Below are 26,785 nucleotides of genomic sequence, written 5' to 3' on the forward strand. Positions count from 1 at the left end.
TCCTCACCATCAGCACACAATCCGAAAAACTCGCTGACCTGCGGATTTACAAAACTGAAAATGTCCCCCAATAACAAATTGCAACTTTTCCGACACTTTCCCGCCAAGGAAGCTACCCCTCACTTCTCCGATCACCACAATACTGCACCATCAGCCTCAAGCTGCTCTCCCGTCCCAAAATTCACACCCATGTAACAGAAACCCAGCTCGCCGACACCCCACAGGTCTGCACCAATACCCCAACGGCTCCCATTGCCACCCCACAGACTTAAGTGTCGGAAAAGTTGCAAAACGTAAATCCTCACCATCAGCACACAATCCGAAAAACTCGCTGACCTGCGGATTTACAAAACTGAAAATGTCCCCCAATAACAAATTGCAACTTTTCCGACATTTTCCCATCCAGCATCTCCTCCTAAAACCACCAGCCCACCCACTCAACACTCTCACCAATAACAACACCCCCAGCGGCCCCAATACTCACTTTCACGTATTCAACACCAGCACGCCGCCCGGCGCCCGCACCACACCCGCGCCCGGCGCCAACACCACGCCCAGTGCCGAGCTGCCCGTACACCATCGGGGAGTTTCCCGCATCTCGTACTTTTGTGCTTGTGGATAAATCGCCCACCTGCAGAGAGTTATTCACAAGTCCTAGCCACCCATATTCCACCAAGCTCGTTCAATTGCGAGAATGGCCGCGAACCCGGATGCGTTGCCGAATCTCTTTATCCATCTCTCTATTTCCGGCACATCTCTTAGATACATCTCTTGAAGCACATCTCTCAAAGGCCACGCAGACCAGGGGAAACAGGGGGTCAACAGTGCAACAGTCCAAAGCAAGCAATGGAAAAGCAACCAATGGAAAGACAAAAAATGGAAAAGCAAGCAATGGAAAAGCAAGAGCCAAATCCACAACCATCCGGCGGGCGCGTGCGGTTACATTTCCCCAGGTACCACCACGCAGGAAGGCCAAGCTGCTTCTCGACGTTTACACGATGAACCCCTCGGAAGCGCGAAGAATGCAGCGACTCGCAGCGAGGGGCGAAGCGGTCAGACTTGCACCGGGAGTTTATATTCCCGCAGGTCAGTGGCTTGAGTTTGAACAAGACCCCGACGCAGAAGCAATTAAAGCGCGAGCCAGAATCGCCGCCGAATACATCCGCAGCGGTCCGGCCGTCGTGGCGGGCAAATCGGCAGCCTTCCTCCACGGCCTGCCCCTAGAGAAGTTCGGGCCGCCGGAGACGGTGGAGTTGGCGTCACCAAAAAGAAGCCTGATGGGAAGAAACGGCAGGTCAGAGCGCTACCTCGCGGCGCCGGGGCAAGGCCAGCGCGCTGTGCTGACCCCCACAGAGTTCGGCGAAATCTGGACCAGCGGACTGCTGGATACGTGCCATGACCTGGGGCTTCGACATTCGCTGGACGATGCCGTCATCGCCACGGAGGCCGCGCTGCACACAGAGAAAATCACGTGGCACGAGTGGCGCAAATGGCTTGACTGGCAGAGTGGACAGCCCATCCGCCACGGGGCCCAACGCGCCCGCACGGCCGCGCGCCTCATCACCCGCTTCTCCGAAAGCCCGCGCGAATCGCAGCTAAAGATCCGCTTCTGGGAACACGGCCTGCCCGCACCATTCCAGCAGGTCAACATACTCAACGAGGGCGGCTGGACCATCGGGCGCGTGGACATGTTCTTCGACGTCGGCCTCGCTGTCGAATACGACGGCCGCGAGAAGTACGGCTCCACCACACCGGCCATCGAGCGCGCCCTACTCAAGGAACGTCAACGCGAAAACGACATCCAAGCCCGCGGCATCACGCTGCTGCGCGTCACGGCGGAAACGTACCTCTCCGGCCGCGCAATCGAGCAGGTCAGCGAGCATTTCCACACCCTCGCCGCGCGCCCGACCCGCCCGCCGTGCACCCTCTGGAGCGGCGGCGCGCTCGCCTGGTCGTAGCCCTTTTTGTTCTTTCTTATTGACGCCCCCTCGCCCCCGTCGCCTTCACCTCCAGCTTCGCGAACCGTCCGCCCCGCCCCGGCGCGAGCTAGCCACAAACTAGAGATAAAAAGAGAATTAAAGAACCCCGACAGTTGGAGCGCCCAAAGCGTTAGACTCGGTCACGGACACGCAAGCGTGACTGAAGGCACAGTGCAGGCACAGTGCAGGCACAGTGCACGGTGCAGGCGCGCCACAGCGCACACTGCAAGTAAGCACAGCCACGCCCAGCAGTTAAACCCCAGAACACACGTAGAAAAATTACGAACAACACACGCAGAACCAGGTGAAACAGTTGACCAACCCAGCAGGCGACAACGGCGCAGGCACCCCCGCCGGCAACGAGGAAGCCACTCCAGCAGGCACCCCCGCCGGAGACGGCACAACCGCATCCGAAGCCTTCAACTCTAAGGCCTGGCTGCAGCACTACACCCCGTGGACGCAGCACACCATCGACCTCGACGACCCGGCGGAAAACCCCGCAGGCTTCACCATCCCGGAGGTCTTCTGGCACGCGGTGGACACGATCGGCGAACGCAACGCCTTCACCTTCTTCGGCAAAGCCACCACCTACGAGCAGTACGGCCACCAGGTGGCCATCGCCTCCGCAGCCCTGGAGAAGCTCGGCGTGCAGCGCGGAGACCACGTCGCCATCGCACTGCCGAACTGCCCGCAGGCCCTCATCGCCTTCTACGCAATCCAGAACATCGGCGCAGTCCCCACCCTGCACAACCCTCTATACACTGCCCCCGAACTCCGCCACCCTTTCAACGACCACGGCGCCAAGGTGGCTTTCTTCTGGGATAAGGTCGCCGACGTCGCCGAGACCTTGCGGCTGAACAGCCCCCTCGAAACAGTCATCGCCGTCACCCTCCCTGACGAGATGCCTGCCCCGCTGCGCTACGCCCTGAAGCTGCCGATCCCGAAGATCAAGGCCATGAAGGACAAGCTCACCGGCCCGGCGCCAGCCGCCGTCTCCTGGAAGAGCTTCATGCGCACGGGCGGGAATGGCGAGAAGTGGCTGCGTGGTGGCGTCAATAATAAAAAGACCGACCCGACCGACCCCGCGCTGATCCTCTACACCTCCGGCACCACCGGCAAGCCCAAGGGCGCCGTGCTGACTCACCGCAACCTCATCGCGAACCTGCGGCAGGGGCAGGCGTGGGTGAAGGGGCTGGGCAAGGGGCCGAAGCCGGAGGTCATGCTGGCCGCGCTACCGATTTTCCATGCATACGGCCTGACCATGAACATCACGCTCGCCCCGATGATCGGCGGCGAAATCCAACTGCTGCCCGCGCCTGAAATGCCGCTGGTCATGCGTGTGATGAAGAAGAACATGCCTTCCTGGATGCCGGGCGTGCCTGCGCTGTACCAGAGCATTATGAAGGAGGCCGAGAAGCGCGACATGCCGCTCTCCGGTATCCGCAATTCCTTCAGCGGCGCCAGCGCCCTGCCCGCAGAGACCGTCCGCGAGTGGGAAAGCTCCACCGGCGGCAACATCGTGGAAGGCTACGGCCTGACCGAAACCTCGCCCATTATCGCAGGTAACCCCATGGGCAAGGGACGCGAGGGCTACATCGGCGTGCCTTTCCCCTCCACCGAAATCCGCATCGCCAACCCGGACAACCCCGCCGAGACCATGCCCGACGGCGAAGCTGGCGAGCTGGTCGTCCGCGGCCCGCAGGTGTTCAAGGGCTACCTGAACCGCCCGGATGCCACCGCCGACGCCTTTCACGAGGACTGGTTCCGCACCGGCGACATGGCCGTCATGGAGTCCGACGGGTACCTGAAGATCGTCTCGCGCATCAAGGAGATGATCATCACCGGCGGCTTCAACGTCTACCCCGCCGAAGTCGAGGAAGTCCTGTGCGAGCACCCCTCCATCGAGCAGGCTTCGGTCGTTGGCGTGCAGCGCAAGGATGGGTCCGAAACCGTCGCTGCGGCTGTGGTTTTGGCCGATGGTGCTGTTATTGACGCCGACGACTTCCGCGCCTTCGCCAAAGAACGACTTACTGCGTATAAGGTGCCGAAGGTATTCCATGCATTCCAGGAGTTGCCCGCCGACCAGCTGGGCAAGGTGCGCCGCCGTGAGGTGCAGGAGCTAGTCGCAGAGAAGGAACAGGCCTAAAACATGCCACTGAGCAGGAAAGACACCGTCGCCGCAGTGATCGTCACGCACAATCGCGTGAAGTTGCTGGAGGCCTCGCTGCGCCAGGTTGCCAACCAGGAGGGCGCGGAGGTCGCGCATGTGGTGGTCGTGGATAACGGCAACGACCCGGCGGTGCGCGAGCTGGTGGAGGCGGTGTGCGGGTCGCGGGGCCACTACGTGGGGTCCGCGACGAACCTGGGCGGGGCCGGGGGCTTCGCGCTGGGATTCCTGACCGCGCTTTCCCTGGGCGCCGACGCGATCTGGTGCGCCGACGACGACGGGCGCCCCGCCGACGCGCACGTGCTGGCTACCCTGCAGGAGGTTGCGGAGCGCGAGGGGCTGGAGGAGATCAGCCCCGTGGTGTGCAACATCGATGCCCCGGAACGGCTGGCCTTCCCTCTGCGCCAGGGGTTGGTGTGGCGGCGGACGCTATCTGAGCTGGAGGGTTCGTTCCTGCCGGGGATCGCCAGCCTGTTCAACGGCGCGTTGATCAGTGCGCGGGCGATGGAGATAATTGGTGTTCCCGATTATCGGCTGTTCATCCGTGGCGACGAGGTGGAGTACCACCGCCGCCTGGTCCGCAGCGGCCTGCCCTTTGGAACATGTCTGACCTGCGCTTACCTGCACCCCGACGGCTCGGACGAGTTCAAGCCGATCCTTGGCGGGAAGATGCACACGCAATACCCGGACAACGAGTTCAAGCGCTTCTTCACGTACCGCAACCGCGGGTACATCATGAACCAGCCGGGCATGCGCAAGCTGCTGCCGCAGGAATACGCCCGCTTCGGATGGTTCTTCTTGGTGCAGAAGAAGGACCCGAAGGGGTTCGCCGAGTGGCTGCGGCTGCATGCGCTCGGTCGGCGCGAGCAGTTCCGCCGGCCAGGCCGCTAGCGCGGCTGCGCCCCGGGGATGGGCTCAGTCGCCGAAGTTCTAAGCAACTTTTTAAGCGCACACACCGGCCAGGATTTTCCCTTTTACCCGGTCACGGGCGTAGTCTTAAGTGACTATCGCGGTGCCCCGAGCAGCACTTGAGCAGCCCCCGAGCAGACTCCCGGCGCCGCCTAACACCACCTAACCGAGGATGAAGTTAGCCGAAGTGACCGTGTCCGAAACCCAGACCACCCCGAGCGCTGAGCCCACCAAGCCCGCTGAAGACGTTGGCGTCAATAAGAAGAACGCCGAAGGCGCCGCCCCCTCCCGCGCGCACCGCCGCCGCAACGTCGCGCGGCAGTTCATTCAGTTCGGACTCGTCGGCGCGTCGGGGTTTGTGGTCAACCAGGCGATCTTCGTGCTGTCGAAGAAGCTCGCGGAGGCCGGCTGGGACATTCACGTGCAGGATGCCTTCCTGAACCTCCTCGGAACCCAGTACCATTTCCGCTGGTACCACGTGTTTTCCGTGGTCGCGTTTCTGCTGGCGAACATCTGGAATTTCTGCCTGAACCGCTACTGGACGTTCCGCCACGAGCCGAAGCGCGCTTGGTGGAAGCAGCTGCCGCAGTTCATGGCCGTGGGCGTGTTCGGACTGCTGATCACGCTGGTGGTCTCGACGGCGCTGGTGAACCCCGAGTCGCCGATCGCTCTGCCGCACGACATTTTCGATAACTCCACGGGGCTGCGCACGCGCGCGTACTGGGGCAACTTCATTGGCGTGATCCTGGCGGTGCCGGCGAACTTCCTGTTCAACAAGCTGTGGACGTTCCGCGCGAAGCCGCGCGAGGCCAGCCGGGTGGTGCGCGTGGTTGAGCCGCGCACTGGCGGTGCTGGTTCTGGTGCCGGTGCGGGTTCTGGCGCGGGTGATGCGGATGTCTAAGCCTTCTTTTAATGACGCCCCCTCGCCGCAGCCAGGCACCGATCCCGCTGGGGCCGGGCAGGGCGCGCGGGTCGGCGATAACTTTCAGTCGGAGCACACCACCCGGGCGCAGCGCATCATCCAGTCGCAGCTGGTGAAGTTTGTGCTGGTCGGAGGCTTCAGCGCCGTCGTGGACTTCGGCTCCACGGCGCTGTTCACCTTTGCGTTTGGCTTGAGCGATGGCGTGTCGAAGGCACTGGGATTCGTGCTGGGCACCCTGACGGCATATTTCATCAACCGTCGGTGGACTTTCCAGGCGGAGCCGAGTGGGCGCCGATTCGCCATCACCATGGTGACCTACGGGCTGACCTTTATTGTGCAGTGGGGGCTGTACAAGGTGTCGATCCCGTGGCTCGAAGGCTTTGACCTGAATGCATTCTGGGTACGTGCGATCAGTTTTGTGATTGCGCAGGGCACGGCGACGGTGCTGAACTTCCTGATCCAGAAGTTCCTCATCTTCAAGCGCTAGCCGGGGTGAAGCTTCAAGTACTAGCCGGGCTGCATCTTCAAGTGCTAGCCGGGCTGGCTGGAGGCTTCCGGAAGCCTCACCTGTACTCAAATGTCGTTAGAACGGGAATGGGTTAATGGGAGCGGTTTGCAAAATCGCAAAGCCGCAGGTCAGGGCGTTGTGTATTTTTGCGGGGCTCCGCGGGCGCCGACGTATTCCCGATCTAGCGACATTCCATTCCGCTAGGCACCCTGGTGGACCTGCCCTGACCGACGTATTCCCGATCTAGCGACATTCTGACCAGCCGGACACCAGGCAAAGCCCGGCCAAGCTGGGCAAACTACAGCAGCCAGGCCAAGCCCGGCCACGCCACCCAAACTAGCGCTGCAGAACGAAGCGGTACATCTCCAAGCGGTCCAGCAGCGAGCACTGCGGAACCAACGGAACCGCCTGGTCATCGGGCTGAGGCTCCCACTTGCTTGCCCCCACCTGCGCCAAGATGCGCCCGGTCCGCCGCGACAGCCACTTGATCTCGCTGGCGCTGAGGGCGTCAGTACCCAAGGCAGTATCGGTCGGCGGCAGCTTCGCATCCGCGCGCGTGAAGCCGAGTGCCGACATGAAGGCCTCGCTGACCTCGTCGACCTCCGAATCCACCAGCGTGGACAGCGCGATAATCCGCGCCCACGCTGCCGCGCGCCCGATCTTGCTCTTCTCGATCGGCGCATCAGCCAGCAGCTCGGCGGCGTGCTCGGTAACGTTCGCCGGCCTCTCCAAGTCCAGCGCCTGCAGCAGCGGAATGAACTCGTACAGCGCCCGCTCGTGCAGAAGTTCCCGCAGTTCAGGGTCGGTTTCGGCGAGGATCTGCTCCACGGTGTCCTCGCCCGCCAGCGCCACGTTCACCTCCGTGACATCCACGCGCGCCGGAATGCCCGCAGGGTGCAGGTGCGCGGCGAGTTCGTCATCCTGATTCTTATTGACGCCACCCGCCTCAGCCGCATCGTCCTCCGTATCGGCGAGGAAGTCGGCGGCCAGGAGCACTGCTTCGGCATCCGGCTCGCCCGGCGCGTCAAAGGAGGCGTCAAAGGGGGAGCCGGTGGGGACGAGCTCGATTTCCTCGTGGCGGGTGGTGGTGTCTGTGACGTTGACGCTGAAATCGTAGCGGCCTACCTTCAGCACGCCGATGCTCCCGCGGCGGAAAATGTCGCCGAGAGCAGTGCCGATGGAATTTGCGCCCTTGGCGTAGACGCGCACGCGGCCAGCAGTGCGGGCGCGGAAACTCCAGGTTGGATCGGTGGTGGTGTCGGCGCTGGTAGCAGTGTCAGCCGCGGGCGCGTCGGCGGCGCCAGTGTCAGCGGCAGAGGCCGCGCCGGCGCCGCGCTCCGCCCGCGCGACGTAGCGGGTGGGGTGCGCCTCGGGGACTCGGTTCACGGATTCGGGCCAGTCGAAGCTGGTGAGGATCGCGTCGGCGAAGTCCGCCACGCTCATAGCGCCGGAGACGCTGAGCAGGCGGGAGTACCTTCCCACGCCCGGGAAGTGGTGCTCCACTACCACGGTGAAGACTGTGGTGTGGGCTCCGTTGTTTCTGCTGGCCCCCACCCCCGGTGTGGACATAACCCCCAGGCTTTCCTGCACTTCCGCCCCGTCGGCGCCGTCGCGCCGGGACGTGCGGATCTTCGACAGGGAGATCACGCTCCCGCCCGCGATTGATGCATCCGTGGCCTCCGCGCCGCCGTTCCCGTTCGCTCGCGCAGCAGTGGAACCGCCGGCTGATTCATAGCCCCCGGCGGCTCCAAAAAGCGATGAGCGATTCATGCACCTAAGCGTAATGGCGCCCGGCTAACCTCGCTGGGCGAGAACCAGCGGAAGCGGCTGAGCAGTCACAAACTCGCTGATCACAGGGCCAAGTCGGCGGACTCGCAACTTGTCGAATGCGTTGTACTGCGCGATCCAGCCGCGCAGCGCGGCGGCCTCTTGCAGCGCCGTCGCCACGGCCTCGCGCTCGGTCTCGCTTCCGGCGCGCTCTGCTTCCCCTGCGCCTGCGCTTCCCTCCGCGCCAGCGCCCACGCTCTCCCCGGCGCGGCTTCCTGCGCACTCATCCGCGCTTTCCCCAGCGCGTTCCCCAGCACCGGCACCGGCCACGCCAGCCTCGGCTTCCCGGAACTCCTCCAGCGCGCGGAAGCTCCCCCACGCCGGCTGCTTCTTCCCCGGGAACTCGGCGTTGAAGTGCTGCTTGGCGGAGGCGAGGGCGTCATTAAGAGCAACCTCCGTTGCCGCCACGTCGACCAGAGCAACGTCGCTGGGCAACACCTTCGCCGCCGCCTCGTCGCCCACAAACAGCACGGGATAGCGCAGCAAGGCGGCAAGCATGGCCACGCGGTCGTCGGTCCCCTCGATCCAGTCCGCGCTGGCGGCAAAGCCATGGATGCCCGCGCCGTCGATCAGCCAGGCGCCGGAAAAGTCTCCAAGCTGCACGTCGGGGTCGGTTTCCACCTGCCAGATGGCGAAGGTGGGATCGTCGGCGGGGCCTGCGGCGACCACGACCATGATTGGGTCGTAGCGGACGGGCTCGGGCGCGCCGGGGGCCGCGGTACTCGCGGCGGCACCCGACTCGCCGGCAGTGCTTTCAGGGGCAGTTGTGCTCATCGCTATTGGAGGTTACCACCGACTATGATCTTGCCCATGGCTGTTTTTGATAGGTTCCCCGGCGCCGCGAAACTCTTCAAGCGCTCCAAGCTCTCCCCCGCCGAGCAGGAACACAGGAGTGCGCCGGTGCGAGTCGGTGGCGTCGGTAAGGAAAGCAGCTACGAGGCTTCCACCCGCACGAACCTGCCGCTCAACGAGTTCATGACTCGCCTCATGGCCCAGGAACTCCCCATCCTCGACAGCACCAGCCGCCAGCGCGTGCGCGACATCCTGCGCGAATACGACGGCCCCACCATCACCGAGCCCGAGGAGCTGCCGGAGGAGATCCGCCAGATCATGGAGCTCTACTAGCTCTTTCTTAGTGACGCCGCCCACACCGCAACTGCGAAAACGCTGGCAACTTGAGCCGCACGCGGCGCCGCGCCCCTGAGTTGTCCCACCCGGGCGCTAGGGTAGAGAACATGGAATTGCACACCAGCACTCGTACCCTCACCGGGTGGGGTCGCACCGCCCCCACGACCGCCGAAGTTCTGTCCACACAGGATGTCGATCAGATTGCCGCCGCCGTCGCGCGCGTGGCCGACGATAACGCGGATAAGCCCAGCCACCTGCAGCGTGGCGTGATCGCCCGCGGTATGGGCCGCAGCTACGGCGACCCGGCCATGAACGCCGGCGGGCTCGTTATCGACATGCAGCAGCTGAACCGTATCCACAGCATCAACCCCGATACCGCCATCGTGGACGTCGATGCTGGCGTGACGTTGGACCAGCTGATGAAGGCCGCCCTGCCCTATGGCCTGTGGGTGCCGGTGCTGCCCGGCACGCGCCAGGTGACCATCGGCGGCGCTATCGGCCCGGATATCCACGGCAAGAACCACCACTCCGCGGGTTCCTTCGGCAACCACGTCCGCTCCATGGAGCTGCTGGTGGCCGACGGGCGCGTGCTGCACCTGACCCCGGAGGGCTCCGCGGACGACCCGGACGGCGAGCTGTTCTGGGCCACCGTCGGCGGCATGGGCCTGACCGGCATTATCCTGCGCGCGACCATTGAAATGACGAAGACGGAGACCGCGTACTTCATCGCCGATGGCGACATGACGCATTCCCTGGACGAAACCATCGCGTTCCACTCCGATGGTTCGGAGCACAACTTCACCTACTCCTCCGCCTGGTTCGATGCGATTAGCCCGGAGCCGAAGCTGGGCCGCGCCGCGATCTCCCGCGGCTCCCTGGCAACCCTGGACCAGCTGAAGGAGTACGCGCCGAAGCTGGCCAAGGATCCGCTGAAGTTCAAGGCTCCGCAGCTGATGACCGTGCCGGATATCTTCCCGAGCTTCACCATGAACAAGCTGTCCATGGTGGCCATCGGCGAGCTGTGGTGGCTGAAGTCCGGCGAGTACCGCAACCAGGTGCAGAACCTCACGCAGTTCTACCAGCCGCTGGACCTGATCGGCGAGTGGAACCGCGGCTATGGTTCCAAGGGCTTCCTGCAGTACCAGTTCGTCGTACCGACGGAGGCCGTGGAGCCGTTCAAGGAGATCATCCGCGACATCCAGCGCTCCGGCCACTACTCCGCGCTGAACGTGTTCAAGCTGTTCGGCGAGGGCAACAAGGCGCCGCTGAGCTACCCGATGCCGGGCTGGAACGTCTGCGTGGACTTCCCAATCAAGCCGGGCCTGGGCGCCTTCCTGGACGACCTGGATCGTCGCGTGATGGAGTTCGGCGGCCGCCTGTACTTGGCCAAGGAGTCCCGCACCTCCGCCGAGAACTTCCACAAGATGTACCCCGGCCTACCCGGCTGGCTGGCCACCCGCAAGCGCATCGACCCGACGGGGGTTTTCGCCTCCGACATGTCCCGCCGCCTCGAGCTCTAACTGCATAGAGCTTTAACTGCATAGAGCTTTAACCCGAAAGAGAGTCACAATGATTGATGCCGTTGGCAAACCCCAGTCCATCCTGCTGCTCGGCGGCGCGTCCGACATGGGCCTCGCCGTCGTCGAGGAGTTCCTCTCCCGCGGCCCCGCGCGCGTGATCCTGGCCGCCCGTGCCGGCGAGTCTTTGGATGACGCCACCGCACGCATGAACGCCGCCGGCGCCAGCGAGGTCGTACCCGTCTCCTTCGACGCAGTGGACTTCGATTCCCACCCGCAGGTTTTCGAGGAAATCTTCAGCCACGGCGACGTGGACCTGGCCATTGTTGCGTTCGGAATCCTGGGCGATAACGAGAAACAGTGGACCAACCAGAAGTTGGCTGTGCAGGCCGCACAGGTGAACTTCACCGGCGCCGTCTCCGTCGGCGTACTGCTGGCGGACTACATGAAGAAGCAAGGCCACGGCCAGATTGTGGCGTTCTCCACCGTTGCCGGTGAGATGGTTCGCCGCTCCAACTTCGTCTACGGCTCCACAAAGGCCGGCCTGGATGGCTTCTACCGCATGCTCAACGAAGCTCTGCGTGGCTCCGGCGTGCGCGTGCTGACGGTCCGCCCGGGCCAGGTCCGCACCAACATGACCAAGGACCTCGAAGACGCCCCGCTGACCGTGGACAAAGAAGACGTGGCCAAGGCGATCGCCAAGGCCGTGGATAACCGCAAGTCCCTGATCTGGGTGCACCCCCTGTTCCGCCCAATCATGCTGATCCTGAAGCACCTGCCGCTGCCGATCCTGCGCAAGCTGCCTCTGTAACAGCCTCCCGGCCAGGGCTCCGCTCGGCGCCGACCGGGAGAGCCAGATTGAAGGGCCTCTTGGCCCCGGCTCCGCAGAGCAAAGCGCCGCCCGCCTCCCCGGCGTGCGGCGCTTTCGCATGTCCGGCCTAGTCAGCGCGGAGACGAACTAAACTAGACCTCCCGAGGCGCGCCCGGGTGCGCGGAATCCTTCGCATCCAGCTTCAAAAATGCCGAGGCCACCATCAACGCCACCGCGGCGAAAGCCGCCACCAGGAACGCCACATGGATGCCCTGGCCCACCACCTGCGCCTCGGCCAGCGCAGGATCCGTGGCACCCAGACCCGCCAACTCCTCAGCATTGCTAGAGGCGTAGCGCGCGGAAGCGAAAGTCATCACAGCCACGAAGATCGCCGTTCCCGCGCCGCCGGCAACCTGCTGGAAAGTATTCAAAATTGCCTGCGCGTGGGAAGCCAAAGAGTCCGGAACGGCCGCCAGGGCGTTGGACATAAGGGGCGTCATCATCAAAGCAATGCCCAAGTTCAACACAACCGTAACGACCGTGAGCTGCACAAACGCCGGCCACGTGCCGGAACCAACCCAAGAAAACAGGTGCTCCGTCTGCTCCAGGGCGGCAAAGCCCATCATGCCGATGGTGATCAAAATGCTGCCCGGGATAATCAGCGGGCGGGTGCCACGCGCGTCGTAGGCACGGCCGACCGCGGGGCCCAGCAGCCCCATGACCAGGCCGCCCGGCAAGGAAACCATGCCAGTCTTCAGCTCCGTCAGACCCGCAACGTTCTGCGCGTACAGCGGCATCAGAATGATGAAGCCGAAGAGCATGGAGAACGTAAACAGCAGCAACCCCAGCGAGAGGTTGTACTCGCGCACGCGCAACGGCTGCAGGTTCAACAGCGGAGTGGCGCCCGGCTTAGAGCTGCGCTCCAGGGAACGCTGGCGCAGGAAGAATACCGCCAGGATCACCGCACCCACAGCCAGGATGATCAGGCGCTGCACCGGCACTCCATCGGCCAACTCCGACAGACCGGCCAGGCCGTACACCAGGCCCGCAAAGCCGAATGCGGAGAGGAAGACGGAGAGCACGTCCAGGGAAGGGCGGCTCGGCTCCTCGAAGTTCTTCACCAAGAACAGACCCGCGACCAGGGAAATCAGCACCAACGGGGCGACGAGGATGAAGATCCAACGCCAGCCCAAGGCCTCCAGCACCACGCCGGAGAATGTCGGACCCAGCGCCGGAGCCACCGCAATAACCACCGAAACCAGGCCGAATACCGCGCCACGGCGGTCGATGGGGACCAGCCGGATGATGGTGGTCATCAACATCGGAATCACCAGCGCCGTGCCGCTGGCCTGGACCACGCGGGCGAGCAGCAGGATCGGGAACGTCGGCGCGGCTGCGGCGAGCACCGTGCCGGCAAGGAAGGTCGTCAGTGCCGCGATGTAGATCGAGCGCAGGCGGAACCGCTGCATGATGTAACCGGTCATCGGGATGACCACGGCCATCGTGAGCATGAATGCTGTGGTCAACCACTGCGCTGCATCGGCGGTGACGCCAAACTCTCCCATCAAAACGGGCAGAGCCACGGCCAAGGTGGTTTCGTTGAGAATCACCACGAAAGCTGCGGCTACCAGCATGCCGATAAGCAGTTTCGCGCCAGCCGCGGGCTCCCCTGGAGGGGTCGGGTGGCCCTGGCGATCGGGGCTGAGGTTTTCAGAAGTGCTTTCCATTGGCTCGGCCGCGTCGGCTGGGGTGGTGGCGCGGTCGGGATTGGCGGCGTCGGAAAAAGGCTTTTCAGACAAAAATATCCCTCCAAGACGATAAAAGGGCGGGTGCATGAGTGCACCCGCGAACCCTGGATACTTTACACCAGGTGTGCTGCGTTTGGAGGGGGCAAGCGCCGGCGGTTAGCGCTCCAGCTCGCCCTGGGTCTCGCCAGTGCCGTCACCGCTCCCCTCGCCCTGCTCGAGAGCGTTCGCACTATTCTCGGAGTTCAGCTGGGCGCGGATTTCCTCCAGACGGGAGCTGGCGCGCATGTCGTTACCAGCGGATTCGATCTCAGTCATGCGGCCCTGCACGGAGTTCTCGACGAGCTCCTGGCTGCCGAGCGCCTGGGCGTAGCGCTGCTCGATCTTCTCGCGCACGCTGTCCAGGGTCGGCACGTCATTGTTCTGCACCAGACCATCCATCTGCTGCATGGAGTTCGCGGTGGCCTCCTGCATCTTCGCCTGATCCACCTGGGAACGCAGCTGGTTGATCTGCGCCATCTGATCCTCGAGGCGGGCAGCGGACTGCTGCTGTTGCTGCTGCGCCTGACGGGCGGCCTCTTCCGCACCGGAGTACAGTCGCTTGGTCTCCTCAAGCTGCTGCTCGACCGTGACCAGCTGAGAAGCGAACAGCTCGGCTGTCTGATTCAGCTCGTTGGCCTTGGCCTGGTCGCCATCGGCCGCGGCCTTGTCGGCCTGCTGGATGGCGGTGCGAGCGTTATCCGAAAGCTTCTCCGCATCTTCCTGCAGGCGGTTCATCTTCATTTCCAGCTGATTGCGGTTACCGATCACGCGAGCAGCACTTTCGGAGATCTGCTGGTGCTGCTTGCGGGCCGCTTCTGTGGCCTGCTGGATCTGCACATGGGGATCCGCGTTCTCCTCGATCTTGGTGTCGAGGGACTGCATCAGGTATTTCCAGCCCTTAGAAAATGGATTCGCCATGGGAAAGCTCCTGTGTCGCTATGTAGTCGGTGTTTAGTCGGGATGTAGTGGTTTGTTTAAGTTAACTGCATCCCAGCGTACTGACTTTCCGCGTGGCGCAGGGGGCGAAAGCGGGAGCGGGGCTCCGCGCGGGGCCGTCAGCCCGCCACTAGAGCGAGTAAAGGTGAACCACCGGAGCGTCCATATCCCGCCCGGTCAGGTGCATCAAATCCAGCTTCACTTGTTTCAGGGAGACGACCTCCATCACCGGGTCCGGGATCGGCGCCTCGCTGGGGACCAGGCCCAGCTGGTGCAGCACATCCCCTGCGCCAGCGGAAATGTCGACCTTCACCGGCACCGTGGAGATCTCCGCCAGCGCGGGCACGGCCTCCAGGGACGTAGCCTCCACCACGACGGGGCCTTCGACCACGTAGGTTTCCACATCCGGGCCGGTCTGCATCAGCCCGTCGCCCCACTGGCCAGGCAGCCTGATCTGCAGGTTCTTGATCTCCAGCCGGTCGCCGGTGATGCGCAGCAGGTCGCGGCCGCCGTGCTCCGTGCCTACAGAATCCACGCCGATGTGCACGTTCCCCTTGAAGGTCACGTTATCCGCGGTGACCTGGCCGACGTCGCCCACCCGCGCGGGCTGGGCCACGCTGTACGGGGCATTCGCATTTAAGATGCCCACGCCGGTGGCGATCCCCACTGCCACCAGCAGGGCCGCGATCGTCGCGGAGTACCCGCCGCCGGAACCTTCCTCAGAGCCGGCTTCGCTCTCGGCAACCTCGGCCTCAGTCTCGCCGCCGGTGTCGCCGCCGGAGCGCTCGCCCCCGCCCTTCTTCGATTTCCGCTCGCTGCGCTCCCCCGGTTCCCCAGACTCCCACGCCAGGGCAAACGCCCCGCCGAAAATTCCCAACAGCGAGCCCAACAGGAACCCGCCGATATTGGAGGCCGGCAGCGCCACCAGCGATACCAAAATGGCGAAAACTCCCAGGTAGGGAGCCGTGGCAGGCTTCAGCCAAATACCCAGTGCGAACATGATCTGCGCGGCACCCAGGAAGAGCGTGGAAACCCCCGACAGCGTAGAGATCATCACCAGTAGGTCGGAAATGCGCAGCGTCAGATACGCGGGCGTCATAATCACAACACCCGAAAGCAGCACCAACAGTCCCGGCACGAACGGTCGGTTGCGGCGCCACTCGGCGAAGCGCGCTAACCGCCCTTTAGCAGGCATTCTCGGTTCCTCGGCGCACGTTCGCCTCCACTCCGGAAACGTTCAGCTGCTTCGCCCCTACCGACGTGGCAATGATCTTCTCCGCCACAACCTGCACGTCCTTCGAGTGCAGACCCCAGGCGTCATCTGGCGCTTCGGGGTTGACCTGGCTGGCGTCAATACCGAGGTTGGGGTCGGCCATCCGCAGGCTGCCCTTAATGTCGGTGGAGCCTACGATCAGATCGTCCGCGTCAACGCTGTTCTGTCCGTTGGCGCGCAGCGAAAGGGTGGCCTCGCCGACGGCGGGAAGATCCGGCACGGTGGTGGAAAGGCACAGGTCAGAGGCCTTCGCCTCCTTAATCTTCACACGCGCTACGGGCAGGTGGTCATCGCCCTTCGTGTCGTTGTCCATGAACAGGGAGAAATCCTGCCCGGACAGGCCGCCGATCGTCACGGTGAAGAAGGAGCCAGAAAGCGCCAAGTTCGCAGAGATTCCGCCCTTCGCCACGGCCATTCCGGTGCCGGCGAAGCCGACCAGCCCGGCGGTCAGCGCAACTGCGGCCTTCTTGCCGTTGATCCGTCCCATTCTTCGTGCCTCCTGTTGTAAAACCCTTACGCATTATCCCCGCCGCGGCGCCGTTGCGCGAATCGCAGTTCTTTTTGGTGACGCCCTCTAGGCCGCGCCCGCCCGCGTCCCAGCACAGGCTGTGCGAATACGCGCTGCACGGGAAGGGCTGGAGCACACGCACCACGCATTCCTGCATGCCTGCACCGCACGAGCGGGGCCTGCGTAGCCTGGGGAGCATGGACGTTGCATGTTACTCAGCCCCCGGCGCCGGCGAGGCACTGGAAAAATCCACCATTTCCCGGCGCGACCTGCGCCCCAACGACTGCCTCATCAAGATCCGCTGGGCGGGCATCTGCCACTCGGATACTCACACCGTGAATGGCGATTGGCCGCACGATAACTTCCCCATGACCCCTGGCCACGAGATCATCGGTGAGGTCACCGAGGTGGGCACGGAGGTACAGAACTTCCGCCCCGGCGATGTTGTCGGCATCGGCTGCCTGGTGGATAGCTGCCTGGATTGCGATGCCTGCCGCGAAGGCGACGAAAACTACTGCGAGAACGGTTCGACCGGCACATATAACGCGCCGGATCGCATCGACGGAACCATCACGCAGGGCGGTTATTCCACCCACATCGTCTGCCGGGAGGAGTTCCTGGTCCGCATTCCGGAGGCCTTCGCCGACTTGGAGTCTGATGCCGCCGCGGCGGCCACTCCCCTGCTATGCGCTGGAATTACTACGTATTCCCCGCTGAAGCACTGGGACGTGGGCGAAGGTTCCCGCGTGGCGGTGGTCGGCATGGGCGGCCTGGGACATGTGGCCGTAAAGCTGGCTGCGGCGATGGGTGCAGACGTGACGGTCTTGAGCCACTCTAAGTCCAAGGAGGCCGATGGCATGGCCTTTGGTGCCAGCCGTTACGTGGCCACCAAGGAGGAGGACTGGCACAAGCCCTTCAGGGCGAGTTTCGACCTAATCATTAATACGGTCAGCGCACCGCTGGATCCGGCACCGTTTATTTCCACCCTGGCGCGTGGCGGAACCATGGTGATGCTGGGGCTGCCGCCGGAGAAGATGCGGATCAGCGCCGGTGCGCTGATCGGTAAGCGCCGCTCCGTGGCGGGCAGCGCTATCGGTGGTATCCGGGAGACCCAGGAGATGATTGATTTCTGCGCCGCCCACGGCATCACCGCAGAGGCGGAGGTCATCCCGGCAGAGGAAATCAATACGGCCTATCAGCGCGTGTTGGATTCGGATGTGCGCTACCGCTTCGTCATCGACGTCAACACGCTATAACGTGCGCCGGGCGCACTCTGGTTAGCGCGCTGATCGCGCCTGCGTGCACCGTAGCGCGGGATTGCAGCGAGCGAGCCTGCAGTACGAACGCTTACTGCGCCCCGCCCTGCTCGGCCTCGATCTGCTTGCGGACCTCGTCCATGTCCAGCTCCTTGGCCTTGGCAATCAGCTCGTTGATGGCCTTGCCCGGCAGCAGGCCGGATTCGCGGGCCAGCAGCACGCCGTCGCGGAACAGCATCAGGGTCGGGATCGACTGGATCTGCAGGGCTGCGGAAAGCTCCTGGTTAGCCTCGGTATCCACCTTGCCGAATACGGCATCCGGGTTCTCCTCGGAGGCCTGCTCGAAGATGGGGGCGAAGCGCTTGCACGGACCACACCAGTCTGCCCAGAAGTCCAGTACGACGATGCCGTCGCCCTGCACGGTTTCCTGGAAGTTTGCTCCGGTGATTTCAGTGGTCGCCATTTCTTTCCCTTCAGGTTGATTGCTTCGTTCAAAGCTTGTCGCTGCTTTGTCACTGCGCACCGTTTAAAGGGGCGCGTATATTTTTCCAACATTACGCAACGCACGTTTTATTCCGCGTTAGAGTTCTCACTATGTCTATTTATGACGCCAACGCGAATCCGTCTAGCACTTTCAAAATGTACAAGAATCTTGCGAAGAAGCCGTTTGGCAACGGTCTGTTTTCGCTGGCAGCCAGCGCTAAGGCGCCTTACTTCCTAACCGTACAACCGCGTCTGCAGGAGTTGCGACCGGGCTACTGCCAGGTGAAGTCGAAGAAGTGGTGGCTGCTGAATAACCACATCGGAACCTTCCACGCCATCGCGGCCTGCAATGTGGCGGAGTTCGCGATGGGGATGCTGGCTGAGGCGTCCATCCCCAACACGCACCGCTGGCTGCCGCAGGGTATGCGCACGCAGTACCTGAAGAAGACGAAGGGCAGCCTGACGGCCACCGCGACGGCGGAGTTGCCGGACTTCGAGAAGATCACCAAGGAGTCCGGCGGCCAGACCGTGCCGGTGAAAATCCATTTCGCCGACGATGAGGGCAAGGAATCCACCTACGTGGAGATCGACATCTGGGTGACCGCCAAGAAGTAGCAGGCTAGGCGCCCGCGAGCGTCGCCCCGCCCCAGAGCGCAAGGAAGAACACCGCGCAGCAGGCAACGGTCATCGCCACCACACCGACGATGCGACGGGTGGGCTGCGGCCGAGTGAAGACCTCCACCATCACCGTGGAGAACGTGGTGAACCCACCAGCCAAACCCACTCCTAACAGGGGGAATAGGATGTCCCGGGCCGCGCTCGTCGCCCCGGTCCCGTCGGTGTTGACCGGACCGCCCAGCCCGCCCGTGCCCGCCGTGTGCTGCGAAGTGAAACCAAGAACTAGCCCCAGTAGGGCGGTGCCGAGGAGGTTCACCACCGTCAGGCTCCACAGGGGTGCCCAGCCGCGCCGGGACTTCAGGTAAGTATCCAGCCCGTAGCGGGCGGCCGCGCCCGTTCCGCCGCCGACGGCGACGGCCAGCAGCTCCACGAGGGTTGCTCCGTTGCTCATCGCGTGCCCCCATCCCCCGGCGCGGACTCCGGCTCAGCACCGGAGCCGCTGCCTGCTTGGGCTGCACTGCCCCCGTGCCGCAGCCGCGCCAGCGCATCCAGATCCCGCCCGAGGCGCAGCCCCATCGCAGCCGCAAACAGGCCAAATGCCAGTGTGATCAGGCCGTAGACTCCCCCAATGAGGACGGCATTTGTTGAGTCGGTGGGGGCGTCAATAGCCGCAGCGAGCGAGCTAAACGACGTGAAACCGCCGAGCACGCCCGTACCCCAGAACGCCCGGCGCGGGTGGGCGGAATCCGGGATCATGCCGACCAGCAGCCCCAGCAGGAGCGCTCCCAGGACGTTGACCACCAGCAATGCAATATCCCCGAGGGGGATTCCACCGGTGACATTCAGCGGAGTGGCCGCGCCGGGGACGCGCGTTGGGTCGCCGAGCGCGGGGATCCAAACGGTCAGCGCCCAACGAAAAATCGCCCCCAGCGCACCGCCGAGGAAGACCAGGGCGATGGGCGGGAGGCGTTTCATGGGTGCAATATTACCCAGGCAACTGGATTAAACGGCCAGCCACGCCGGCGGCGGTGATGTCCGTGGAGGTGAAGGTGATGTGTGGGTACTTCTCTTGATGCGCTGGGTCCCAACCTACGTCCACTTAGTTGATGTGTCCACCATATTGACTGATGTGCGATAATGGTTCACATGACACGAGAAAACGCCTCTCCCCCGCAAGATGCGGATGCCACCGCGGGAACCCCGTGGCTGAGCAGCCGCGAGCAGCAGGTGTGGCGAGCGTGGCTCAACGCCCACATCCAGATCAATGCCGAGCTGGCGCAGCAGCTGTCGGCGGAAACTTCCCTATCCCTGTCCGACTACGAGGTTCTGGTGCATCTTTCGGAATCGCCGAACCACCAGCAGCGAATCGTCGCGCTGGCGAACATGATGCAGTGGAGCCGTTCGCGCTTGTCACACCAGATCACGCGCATGGCGAAGCGCGGTCTTGTGCGCCGTGAAACTTGTGACGCCGACGGCCGCGGGGCCTTCGTTGTCCTTGAACCCGCAGGTCTCGACGCGATCACTACTGCTGCGCCCGGCCACGTGGCGAAGGTGCGCGAGCTGGTATTTGACCGGCTAACCGACACGGAAGTTGAGCAGTTCTACTCGATCCTGGCGAAGCTGAACGAACAGCCTTAGGCGCGGCGCGGGGCAGCGCGCGACCCGCCGCCCGCCGCGCGCCCCGCCTCCGGGGGGCGCGGGGCGCAGAAGCACCAGCACGCGGATGCCCCGCGTGGGATTTAGGGCATAGGGCTGATGTCGCGGGCCATGTCGGAGAACTTGGAGAACTGCAGCTGGTTGGCCACCGTCACCGTGCCAATGGGACCACCACGGTGCTTAGCGAGGATGATGTCCGCCTCGCCCGCACGCTCGTGATCCGGGTTCTGCGAGTCCGGGCGGTTGATCAGCATGACCATGTCGGCATCCTGCTCCAGCGAACCAGATTCACGCAGGTCAGAGACACGCGGAAGCGCATCGTCGCCGCGGGACTCCACGCCACGGTTCAGCTGCGAGATCGCAACGACCGGCACGTTGACCTCCTTGGCCAACAGCTTCAGCTGGCGGGAGAACTCAGAGACCTCTTGCTGGCGTGATTCCACTCGCTTGCCGGAGGACATCAGCTGCAGGTAGTCCACCACGATCAGCTGCAGATCCACCTGCTGCTTCAGGCGGCGTGCCTTCGAGCGGATCTCCATCATCGTCAGGTTCGGCGAATCGTCGATGTAGATCGGCGCGTCCTCGATCTCGCCGATGCGCACGGTCAGGCGATCCCAGTCGTCGTCGGTCAGCTTGCCTCCGCGCATGGAAGCCAGGCGCACCTCCGCCTCTGCAGAGAAGATGCGCATCATGACCTCGGACTTGCTCATTTCCAGGCTGAACAGCGCCGACGCTTTGCCGTGCTGGATCGACGCCGAACGCATGAAGTCCAGCGCCAGCGTGGACTTACCCACACCCGGGCGAGCCGCCACAATCACCATCTGGCCGCCGCGCAGGCCATTCGTCAGGTCATCCAAGTCGGCAAAGCCGGTGGGGATACCCATCTCCACGCCATCCTGGCTCTCCAGCTGCTCGATCTCCCCCACAGTGGAGGCCACCAGTTCCGCGAAGACCTCGTAGTCCTCCTTCGCGGCATCGTTGGTGATGGCGAACATCTCCTGCTGCGCGCGGTCCACCACGTTATCCACGTCCGCACCCTCGGTACCCGCATAACCCAGCTGCACAATCGTGGTGCCTGCTTGCACCAGGCGGCGCAGCGTGGCCTTCTCCCGCACGATCGAGGCGTAGTAGCCGACGTTTGCCGAGGTCGGAGTCTTCTGGACGACACTGTGCAGGTAATCAGCGCCGCCGATGAAGCTCAGCACGCCATCGCGGTCCAGGCGGCCGCTGACGATGACCGGGTCTACTTCCTTACCCTCGCCGTACAGCTGAAGTATGGCGTCAAAAATAGTCTTGTGCTTCGGCACGTAGAAGTCATCACCAACGAGGACCTCCACGACATCCGCAATGGCGTCCTTGTCCAGCATCATGCCGCCGAGCACACCCTGCTCGGCTTCCGGGTTCTGCGGCATCTCGCGGACAATCTGCTGAGCGCCGCCGTGACCGCCCTGGCCGCCACGGCCCCTGCGACCGCCTTGGAAACCCCCGCCGCGACGACCGGAAGACTCGAAGCCGCCCGCTCCCCCAGCGCCCGAGCCAGCGCCGAAGTCGCTGGGACCGCCGAAATCGTCGAAAGGTTCCTCCGGCAGCGGGGCGCCGTCGTCGAAGTTCATGCCTGCATTTTCGCTCATGCCGACCACTTTAATGGCAGCGCGGGACAACCCCTAAGCGGCAATACAGAACAAGTTATCCACAGGCTTTGTGAATATACCTGTGGAGGAAATGTGCATAACCCTCAATCCCCCAGGATGGCTTGTGGATAACTTGTGGATAGCCGATGCTCTCACCTGCACGTTTCCACGTTTGCGCAGGTCAGAACAGTGTGACTGGTGTGAAAGCTTCTCTTTTCATCGGTGGATAACCTGGGGATAAACAAACCCGCAGGCCAGGCGATCGCGCTCATACAAACCCCCAGGTCGCCAAAAACTTCAAATTATTCACACTTTATTCACCGTCATTGCCACCTTCTACACTCCCCTGCATGAGGTTTCCTAAGCGGAAGTAAAATATTGGTTTTCCTACACACTGCACGACCTTGGAGTACGGTGTGGCTCATGAATCCCACACCCACCGACCCAACCACCAACCCAACCGCCAACTTTTCTACCTCCACCCTCCCCGTACTCACGGAAGCTACCGCCGAGCGCCCCCTCGACCTCCTCATTGTCGGCGCGGGGCTCTCCGGCATCGACATCGCCTACCACGTAAACAAGAACTTCCCCGGCTGGAACTGGGCCGCCGTGGACTCCAACTACGACGTCGGCGGAACCTGGGCCACCTTCCAATACCCCGGCATCCGCTCGGACTCCGACATGGCCACCTTCTCCCTCCCCTTCAAGAAGTGGCCACACAAGGGCACCCTCGGCTCCGGCAAGCAGATCCGCGACTACTGCCGCGAAGCCGCCCAGGAAATCGGCATGCTCGACCGCCTACAGCTATCCACCTGGGTCGAATCCGTGAACTTCCACACCGACCGCGGCCTGTGGGAAGTCACCATGCGCGTCGGCCGCACCGGCCACGCCAACTCCGAAGGCACCGACGGCTCCGACTCTGCCGCTTCCGCCAACCCCGAGCAGCCGACCATCACCACGTGGACGCGCCGCCTCCACTTCGCCACCGGATACTACCGCCATGCTGAAGGGTTCACGGCGGAGATTGAGGGCGTCAATACCTTCGAAGGCACCGCCCTGCACCCACAGCAATGGCCCCGCGACCTCGACGTGCGCGGCAAGAAGGTCACGGTGATCGGCTCCGGCGCGACGGCAATTACGCTGGTCCCGGCGCTGCATGCGATGGGTGCGGACGTGACGATGCTGCAGCGCACCCCCACCTACATTGCGCCGCTGCCGGAGACAGACACGATCAGCTCCCTCGTCGGCCTGGGCTTAAGCACCGAGCCCGGCAAATTCGGCCACCGCCTGGCGCGCACCCTGCACATCGGCCGCGACATGGCGCAATACCACCTCTGCCAAACCTTCCCCAGCATCGCGAAGCTGGTGTTCCGCGGCTGGAACCGCCTTTACCTGCCCGCCGACGAGGTCCGCCGCAACTTCACTCCCCCATACGGCCCGTGGGACCAGCGCGTCTGCAAGTCCCCCGGCGGCGATTTCTTCAAGGCCGTGCGCGGCGGGGCGAAGGTCGTCACCGACCACATCGAGCGCGTCGACGCCGGCGGGGTGCGGTTGCGCTCCGGCGGGTACATCGAGGCTGATGTCTTGGTGATCGCCACGGGACTACAACTTCTTGCTTTTGGTGACGCCAACTTCTCAGTCGATGGCGCCCCAGTACCCACCGAATCTCTGGTGGCTTATCGTGCCATGATGGCTAATCGACTGCCGAACTTCTCCTACACCATCGGGTATTTGAACCAGTCGTGGACTTTGCGGGCGGACATGACCTCGCGGTACTTGGTGCAGCTATGGAAGGACATGGACTCGCGAGGCGAGCAGTGGGCGTGCCCGGTTCTACCCGCCGGCGAGCCCGCTGACCTGCCGCTTCTGGAGATGTCCAGCGGTTATATCCAGCGCAGCGTGGGGACTCTGCCGCGCCAGGCCGCTGGGGATCCGTGGCGGATGGAGCACGACTACATCAAGGAGCGCCGCACCTACACCAGCGCGGACAATACCCACGACATGGCCTTCGGCGTGGAGGCACTGGAGGCGGCGGCGCCGCTGGCCGCCGGTGAGGGCGGCGGAGGCGCCGCCAAGCTGCGGGTTTAACAGCTGCGCCGGGTGATCCCAGCCGGGCGGCCAGGGGGTGATCCCGGCCCGGCGGCCAGGGGGTGCCGGGGTGCTGGTGACTACGGCGGCTGGTGGGCTAGCCGTGGAGGGTTAGGCCCCAGTGCCGCATCGCGCTGGCGATTTCCATTCCGCCGCCGAGGGTTTTGTTGTAGTCGCTGACCCGCGAGACCACGCCAAGCGCCCATACCCCACTTCTGTCCACGGCAAAGATGGCGCCGCCGGAATCTCCGCGATCCATGATGTTTCTAAAGTAGAACTGGCCTGCCTTGTCCACACTGACGAACACTCCGCAGGAGTACCCGGTGGTGGCACCGAGGCGGCAAATCTCCATGTTGCGTCGCTCGGCCTCCTGCGGCGTGATCCAGCCCTTGAGCTTGGTATTCATAGGCAGTGCGGAATCGACGTATTGCCTGACATTTGGGTAGAGCTCGATCAATCCAATGTCTGCACCAACGATGCCCTGGCCATGACGCTCCACGTAGGATTCCACCATCTCCCCCACCCGGAGAGTATTGCCACGTGAATCGCGGATGTCGAACTTATCCCCCTTGTTTCCGCAGTGACCTGCGGTAACAATGAATACCCGGTTGTCGCGGGAGGCGATGAATCCCGTCGAGCACGAGGAGCCATTCGTCCGGTTCAGAATCATTCCGCCGGGGACGACCTTGCCCGGCGCTTCCAGGAATTGCCAGTCCACCTTGTTGTGGTAGGTAATTCCCAGGTTGTCGTCGCGGCCGGCCCGGCCGGCGCCATCGTTGTCCGGGTCCAGGCGGTTCGGGTCTACCTCCGTTTGTTGCGAGCGGTTTCTGGAGGAATCGACGCGGAAGTTTTCCTGCGGGAAATCGAAGTTATCCACCTTTGTGGTGGATCCGTCGGTTTCGCAGTCGAAGTGGAAGGCGCCGGAATAGTCGTCGTTGTACAGCGAGCCCTTGAGTGGACCGTCGAAGTCGTCGTCGGACAGGTGTGTCTCGGAAACGTCCGTTGCGTGCACGAAAAGCTTATCGTGCGGAATGTTGTTCTTGTTGAGATCCTTCTCAACGGCCTTCTGGCAGGCCTCCGCGACATCGTAGACGCTGAGGGCTTTGGAGTCCGAGGAGCCGTCCGCCCCGCCGGAGTCTGAAGAGCTAGGGGAAATGGAGACGCCCGAATTGGAACATCCGGCGAGCGCGAGGATGGAGACTAATGCCAAGCTGCGAACCAGCTGAGTTTTCTTCACAGAGCTATCCTGGCACATTCGGCTGGCTAAGCAAGTGGAATTCGGCAGCTCAGGTGGCGAAATTTCGGCGCCCGGGGTGCTGGTGGCTCGGCACCCGCTCCGGCGGCCCGGGGCCATAAATGGTCAAGTCCGGTGTAGTGGTGTAGCCGTTTGTGCTTTCGGCTCGATATGAAGTTCGGGGCTTGGTTAGGCGGTTAGCTGGTGGTGGTCGTCACGATGTTCTCCTGGGTGGTGCATGAGGTGCTTGGTGTGTTCGAGTGCGGTCAGTGACATGTAGCGTTTTTGTTGGATCCAGTCGTCGTGTTGCTCGGCTAGGACCGCACCGACAAGCCGGATGATGGATTCACGGTTTGGGAAAATGCCGACGACGTCGGTGCGCCGGCGGATCTCACGGTTTAACCGTTCTGTGGGGTTGTTTGACCACACCTTCGTCCAGACTGGTTTCGGCGCTGCGGTAAACGCCAGTACTTCATCGAGTGATTCCTCCAAATACGCCGCGACGTGAGGGAATTTCGGCTCCAGTAGGTCGACAACTTCGCGGGCTTGAGCCCAAGTGGATGTGGCGTCAGGTTGCTGGAAGATTGTCTGGAACATCGCAGAGACCATCGGCCATTGTGTTTTCGGGACCTTTTCGTAGAGGTTCTTCGCGAAATGGGTGCGGCACCGCTGCCACGACGCATTGGGCAGCACTTCGGAAATGGCGTGCTGGATGCCTTCGTGGGCATCACTTGTGATAAGGAATACCCCAGTAAGTCCGCGGGCTTTTAAGTCCTGGAAGAAGCCTTTCCACGACGCGTTGGATTCCGCGGTGGCGACGTGCATGCCGAGCATTTCGCGATACCCGTCGGCGTTGACTCCGGTGGCAAGCAGCACTGAGCATTTGACCACCCGGCCGCCTTCACGGACTTTGATCGTGAGCGCATCGCACGATAAAAAGGCGTACCCGCCGGGGTCTAGTGGGCGGTTTTTGAAGTCTGCGACCATGTCGTCGAGTTCTTCTGACATGCGTGAGACTTGCGATTTCGACATGCTGGAAATCCCAAGCGTAGCCACCAGATCATTCATCCTGCGGGTGGAAACCCCTTTAAGGTAGCACGTGGCGATCACAGTCGATAAGGCTCGTTCTGCTCGTGAGCGGCGCTCTAACAGCCAGTCTGGGAAGAACGCGCCGTGGCGCAGTTTCGGCACCGCCACGTCGATCGTGCCGACACGGGTGTCAAGGTCGCGGTGGCGATACCCGTTGCGGTGGTTGACCCGCTCGGTGGATACAACTCCGTATTCGGCGCCGCAGACGGTGTCAGCCTGGGCGGAGAGGATCTGGTTGATAAACCCTTGCAGCATCTGGCGCATCAAATCCGGAGACGCTTGGGCCAGCAAATCATCCAGATAGGTTGTCGGGTCGATAGAATACGGTGCAGCGGTCATCGTCATAGGCCTTTCGGTGAGATGTGGTAGTTGAGTCGAAAGGCTAACTGGCGGTGGCCGCCCACTACTTTCCGGGACCCACCATCAGCAAGCGTTACACCACACTAAGGGACGCAACC

The 26,785-nt window shown here is 63.2% G+C and carries 24 protein-coding genes; 12 read left to right on the forward strand and 12 right to left on the reverse strand.

Going from position 1 to position 26,785, the window contains the following annotated elements:
- The first annotated feature begins 1,022 nt into the window (after nucleotides 1-1,022).
- From JQ46_RS03425 to JQ46_RS03445, 5 genes are all read left to right on the forward strand, one after another.
- Nucleotides 1,023-1,958 (forward strand): hypothetical protein, encoded by a 936-nt coding sequence (locus tag JQ46_RS03425; protein ID WP_237744700.1) that lies wholly within the window; start codon nucleotides 1,023-1,025, stop codon nucleotides 1,956-1,958.
- A 325-nt stretch (nucleotides 1,959-2,283) separates the two neighbouring features.
- Entirely contained in the window at nucleotides 2,284-4,125 is a 1,842-nt protein-coding gene (locus tag JQ46_RS03430; RefSeq protein WP_080719490.1) for a long-chain-fatty-acid--CoA ligase, read from the forward strand.
- A gap of 3 nt (nucleotides 4,126-4,128) precedes the next feature.
- Nucleotides 4,129-5,037, forward strand: a complete 909-nt coding sequence (locus JQ46_RS03435; RefSeq protein WP_034985463.1) for a glycosyltransferase — start codon at nucleotides 4,129-4,131, stop codon at nucleotides 5,035-5,037.
- A 190-nt stretch (nucleotides 5,038-5,227) separates the two neighbouring features.
- Entirely contained in the window at nucleotides 5,228-5,956 is a 729-nt protein-coding gene (locus tag JQ46_RS03440; protein ID WP_034985464.1) for a GtrA family protein, read from the forward strand.
- A complete protein-coding gene (locus JQ46_RS03445; protein ID WP_237744701.1) occupies nucleotides 5,949-6,464 on the forward strand; it encodes a GtrA family protein in 516 nt (171 codons plus the stop codon). The genes JQ46_RS03440 and JQ46_RS03445 overlap by 8 nt, the downstream gene beginning before the upstream one ends.
- A gap of 357 nt (nucleotides 6,465-6,821) precedes the next feature.
- Here JQ46_RS03445 and JQ46_RS03450 read toward each other — a convergent pair whose 3' ends face one another.
- Both JQ46_RS03450 and JQ46_RS03455 read right to left on the reverse strand, forming a co-directional pair.
- Nucleotides 6,822-8,255, reverse strand: a complete 1,434-nt coding sequence (locus JQ46_RS03450; protein WP_051876227.1) for a hypothetical protein — start codon at nucleotides 8,253-8,255, stop codon at nucleotides 6,822-6,824.
- Between the two features lie 24 nt (nucleotides 8,256-8,279).
- Complete coding sequence (locus JQ46_RS03455; RefSeq protein ID WP_034985467.1) at nucleotides 8,280-9,086, reverse strand: hypothetical protein; 807 nt, start codon at nucleotides 9,084-9,086, stop codon at nucleotides 8,280-8,282.
- A gap of 36 nt (nucleotides 9,087-9,122) precedes the next feature.
- On the opposite strand from JQ46_RS03455, the gene JQ46_RS03460 reads away from it, so the two are divergent.
- The 3 genes from JQ46_RS03460 to JQ46_RS03470 all read left to right on the forward strand — a co-directional run bounded on the left by JQ46_RS03460 (nucleotide 9,123) and on the right by JQ46_RS03470 (nucleotide 11,768).
- On the forward strand, nucleotides 9,123-9,437 hold the full coding sequence (locus tag JQ46_RS03460) for a hypothetical protein (protein ID WP_370510487.1): 315 nt from the start codon (nucleotides 9,123-9,125) through the stop codon (nucleotides 9,435-9,437).
- A 110-nt stretch (nucleotides 9,438-9,547) separates the two neighbouring features.
- Nucleotides 9,548-10,960, forward strand: coding sequence for an FAD-binding oxidoreductase (locus JQ46_RS03465; protein WP_034985468.1), 1,413 nt, complete (start codon nucleotides 9,548-9,550; stop codon nucleotides 10,958-10,960).
- Between the two features lie 49 nt (nucleotides 10,961-11,009).
- The gene (locus JQ46_RS03470) at nucleotides 11,010-11,768 is read left to right on the forward strand and encodes a decaprenylphospho-beta-D-erythro-pentofuranosid-2-ulose 2-reductase (RefSeq protein WP_034985469.1); all 759 of its coding nucleotides are present in this window, start codon (nucleotides 11,010-11,012) and stop codon (nucleotides 11,766-11,768) included.
- A gap of 152 nt (nucleotides 11,769-11,920) precedes the next feature.
- On the opposite strand, the gene JQ46_RS03475 is transcribed toward JQ46_RS03470, so the two are convergent.
- The 4 genes from JQ46_RS03475 to JQ46_RS03490 all read right to left on the reverse strand — a co-directional run bounded on the left by JQ46_RS03475 (nucleotide 11,921) and on the right by JQ46_RS03490 (nucleotide 16,251).
- Nucleotides 11,921-13,567 (reverse strand): DHA2 family efflux MFS transporter permease subunit, encoded by a 1,647-nt coding sequence (locus JQ46_RS03475; protein WP_034985471.1) that lies wholly within the window; start codon nucleotides 13,565-13,567, stop codon nucleotides 11,921-11,923.
- 105 nt (nucleotides 13,568-13,672) lie between these two features.
- Nucleotides 13,673-14,473 (reverse strand): PspA/IM30 family protein, encoded by an 801-nt coding sequence (locus JQ46_RS03480; protein ID WP_034985473.1) that lies wholly within the window; start codon nucleotides 14,471-14,473, stop codon nucleotides 13,673-13,675.
- Nucleotides 14,474-14,621: 148 nt separating this feature from the next.
- Nucleotides 14,622-15,686: a DUF6114 domain-containing protein gene (locus JQ46_RS03485; protein WP_051876228.1), complete on the reverse strand. Its 1,065-nt coding sequence runs from the start codon at nucleotides 15,684-15,686 to the stop codon at nucleotides 14,622-14,624.
- On the reverse strand, nucleotides 15,676-16,251 hold the full coding sequence (locus JQ46_RS03490) for a DUF6230 family protein (RefSeq protein WP_034985475.1): 576 nt from the start codon (nucleotides 16,249-16,251) through the stop codon (nucleotides 15,676-15,678). The genes JQ46_RS03485 and JQ46_RS03490 overlap by 11 nt, the downstream gene beginning before the upstream one ends.
- Before the next feature lie 218 nt (nucleotides 16,252-16,469).
- On the opposite strand from JQ46_RS03490, the gene JQ46_RS03495 reads away from it, so the two are divergent.
- Complete coding sequence (locus JQ46_RS03495) at nucleotides 16,470-17,528, forward strand: NAD(P)-dependent alcohol dehydrogenase (protein WP_034985477.1); 1,059 nt, start codon at nucleotides 16,470-16,472, stop codon at nucleotides 17,526-17,528.
- Nucleotides 17,529-17,619: 91 nt separating this feature from the next.
- On the opposite strand, the gene trxA is transcribed toward JQ46_RS03495, so the two are convergent.
- Complete coding sequence (trxA, locus tag JQ46_RS03500; RefSeq protein ID WP_034985479.1) at nucleotides 17,620-17,991, reverse strand: thioredoxin; 372 nt, start codon at nucleotides 17,989-17,991, stop codon at nucleotides 17,620-17,622.
- A gap of 131 nt (nucleotides 17,992-18,122) precedes the next feature.
- Between trxA and JQ46_RS03505 the strand changes: the two genes are divergently transcribed.
- Complete coding sequence (locus JQ46_RS03505; protein ID WP_034985480.1) at nucleotides 18,123-18,626, forward strand: hotdog fold domain-containing protein; 504 nt, start codon at nucleotides 18,123-18,125, stop codon at nucleotides 18,624-18,626.
- A gap of 4 nt (nucleotides 18,627-18,630) precedes the next feature.
- Here JQ46_RS03505 and JQ46_RS03510 read toward each other — a convergent pair whose 3' ends face one another.
- Both JQ46_RS03510 and JQ46_RS03515 read right to left on the reverse strand, forming a co-directional pair.
- Nucleotides 18,631-19,080, reverse strand: coding sequence for a fluoride efflux transporter FluC (locus JQ46_RS03510; RefSeq protein ID WP_034985482.1), 450 nt, complete (start codon nucleotides 19,078-19,080; stop codon nucleotides 18,631-18,633).
- Nucleotides 19,077-19,604, reverse strand: a complete 528-nt coding sequence (locus tag JQ46_RS03515; protein WP_080719491.1) for a CrcB family protein — start codon at nucleotides 19,602-19,604, stop codon at nucleotides 19,077-19,079. Before JQ46_RS03515 ends, JQ46_RS03510 begins: the two co-directional genes overlap by 4 nt.
- A 171-nt stretch (nucleotides 19,605-19,775) precedes the next feature.
- Between JQ46_RS03515 and JQ46_RS03520 the strand changes: the two genes are divergently transcribed.
- A complete protein-coding gene (locus JQ46_RS03520) occupies nucleotides 19,776-20,267 on the forward strand; it encodes a MarR family winged helix-turn-helix transcriptional regulator (protein ID WP_034985485.1) in 492 nt (163 codons plus the stop codon).
- 101 nt (nucleotides 20,268-20,368) lie between these two features.
- Here JQ46_RS03520 and dnaB read toward each other — a convergent pair whose 3' ends face one another.
- On the reverse strand, nucleotides 20,369-21,916 hold the full coding sequence (dnaB, locus tag JQ46_RS03525; protein ID WP_034985486.1) for a replicative DNA helicase: 1,548 nt from the start codon (nucleotides 21,914-21,916) through the stop codon (nucleotides 20,369-20,371).
- 423 nt (nucleotides 21,917-22,339) lie between these two features.
- Here dnaB and JQ46_RS03530 point away from each other — a divergent pair, with 423 nt between their 5' ends.
- Complete coding sequence (locus tag JQ46_RS03530) at nucleotides 22,340-24,004, forward strand: flavin-containing monooxygenase (protein WP_034985489.1); 1,665 nt, start codon at nucleotides 22,340-22,342, stop codon at nucleotides 24,002-24,004.
- A gap of 97 nt (nucleotides 24,005-24,101) precedes the next feature.
- Here JQ46_RS03530 and JQ46_RS03535 read toward each other — a convergent pair whose 3' ends face one another.
- The gene (locus JQ46_RS03535) at nucleotides 24,102-25,241 is read right to left on the reverse strand and encodes a S1 family peptidase (protein ID WP_034985492.1); all 1,140 of its coding nucleotides are present in this window, start codon (nucleotides 25,239-25,241) and stop codon (nucleotides 24,102-24,104) included.
- Nucleotides 25,242-25,427: 186 nt separating this feature from the next.
- Nucleotides 25,428-26,666, reverse strand: a complete 1,239-nt coding sequence (locus tag JQ46_RS03540; RefSeq protein WP_192817224.1) for an IS256-like element IS3506 family transposase — start codon at nucleotides 26,664-26,666, stop codon at nucleotides 25,428-25,430.
- Nucleotides 26,667-26,785 lie beyond the last annotated feature (119 nt).

Source organism: Corynebacterium jeikeium (assembly GCF_000738175.1).
Lineage (GTDB): Bacteria > Actinomycetota > Actinomycetes > Mycobacteriales > Mycobacteriaceae > Corynebacterium > Corynebacterium jeikeium_C.

Coding starts and splice junctions, on each gene's coding strand:
- JQ46_RS03505 (WP_034985480.1), top strand. CDS start 18,123: ATGTCTATTTATGACGCCAACGCGAATCCGTCTAGCACTTTCAAAATG.
- JQ46_RS03540 (WP_192817224.1), bottom strand. CDS start 26,666: ATGACCGCTGCACCGTATTCTATCGACCCGACAACCTATCTGGATGAT.
- JQ46_RS03510 (WP_034985482.1), bottom strand. CDS start 19,080: ATGAGCAACGGAGCAACCCTCGTGGAGCTGCTGGCCGTCGCCGTCGGC.
- JQ46_RS03445 (WP_237744701.1), top strand. CDS start 5,949: ATGTCTAAGCCTTCTTTTAATGACGCCCCCTCGCCGCAGCCAGGCACC.
- JQ46_RS03490 (WP_034985475.1), bottom strand. CDS start 16,251: ATGGGACGGATCAACGGCAAGAAGGCCGCAGTTGCGCTGACCGCCGGG.
- JQ46_RS03520 (WP_034985485.1), top strand. CDS start 19,776: ATGACACGAGAAAACGCCTCTCCCCCGCAAGATGCGGATGCCACCGCG.
- JQ46_RS03515 (WP_080719491.1), bottom strand. CDS start 19,604: ATGAAACGCCTCCCGCCCATCGCCCTGGTCTTCCTCGGCGGTGCGCTG.
- trxA (WP_034985479.1), bottom strand. CDS start 17,991: ATGGCGACCACTGAAATCACCGGAGCAAACTTCCAGGAAACCGTGCAG.
- JQ46_RS03455 (WP_034985467.1), bottom strand. CDS start 9,086: ATGAGCACAACTGCCCCTGAAAGCACTGCCGGCGAGTCGGGTGCCGCC.
- JQ46_RS03440 (WP_034985464.1), top strand. CDS start 5,228: ATGAAGTTAGCCGAAGTGACCGTGTCCGAAACCCAGACCACCCCGAGC.
- JQ46_RS03480 (WP_034985473.1), bottom strand. CDS start 14,473: ATGGCGAATCCATTTTCTAAGGGCTGGAAATACCTGATGCAGTCCCTC.
- JQ46_RS03460 (WP_370510487.1), top strand. CDS start 9,123: ATGGCTGTTTTTGATAGGTTCCCCGGCGCCGCGAAACTCTTCAAGCGC.
- JQ46_RS03425 (WP_237744700.1), top strand. CDS start 1,023: ATGCAGCGACTCGCAGCGAGGGGCGAAGCGGTCAGACTTGCACCGGGA.
- JQ46_RS03530 (WP_034985489.1), top strand. CDS start 22,340: ATGAATCCCACACCCACCGACCCAACCACCAACCCAACCGCCAACTTT.
- dnaB (WP_034985486.1), bottom strand. CDS start 21,916: ATGAGCGAAAATGCAGGCATGAACTTCGACGACGGCGCCCCGCTGCCG.
- JQ46_RS03470 (WP_034985469.1), top strand. CDS start 11,010: ATGATTGATGCCGTTGGCAAACCCCAGTCCATCCTGCTGCTCGGCGGC.
- JQ46_RS03435 (WP_034985463.1), top strand. CDS start 4,129: ATGCCACTGAGCAGGAAAGACACCGTCGCCGCAGTGATCGTCACGCAC.
- JQ46_RS03465 (WP_034985468.1), top strand. CDS start 9,548: ATGGAATTGCACACCAGCACTCGTACCCTCACCGGGTGGGGTCGCACC.
- JQ46_RS03495 (WP_034985477.1), top strand. CDS start 16,470: ATGGACGTTGCATGTTACTCAGCCCCCGGCGCCGGCGAGGCACTGGAA.
- JQ46_RS03450 (WP_051876227.1), bottom strand. CDS start 8,255: ATGAATCGCTCATCGCTTTTTGGAGCCGCCGGGGGCTATGAATCAGCC.
- JQ46_RS03485 (WP_051876228.1), bottom strand. CDS start 15,686: ATGCCTGCTAAAGGGCGGTTAGCGCGCTTCGCCGAGTGGCGCCGCAAC.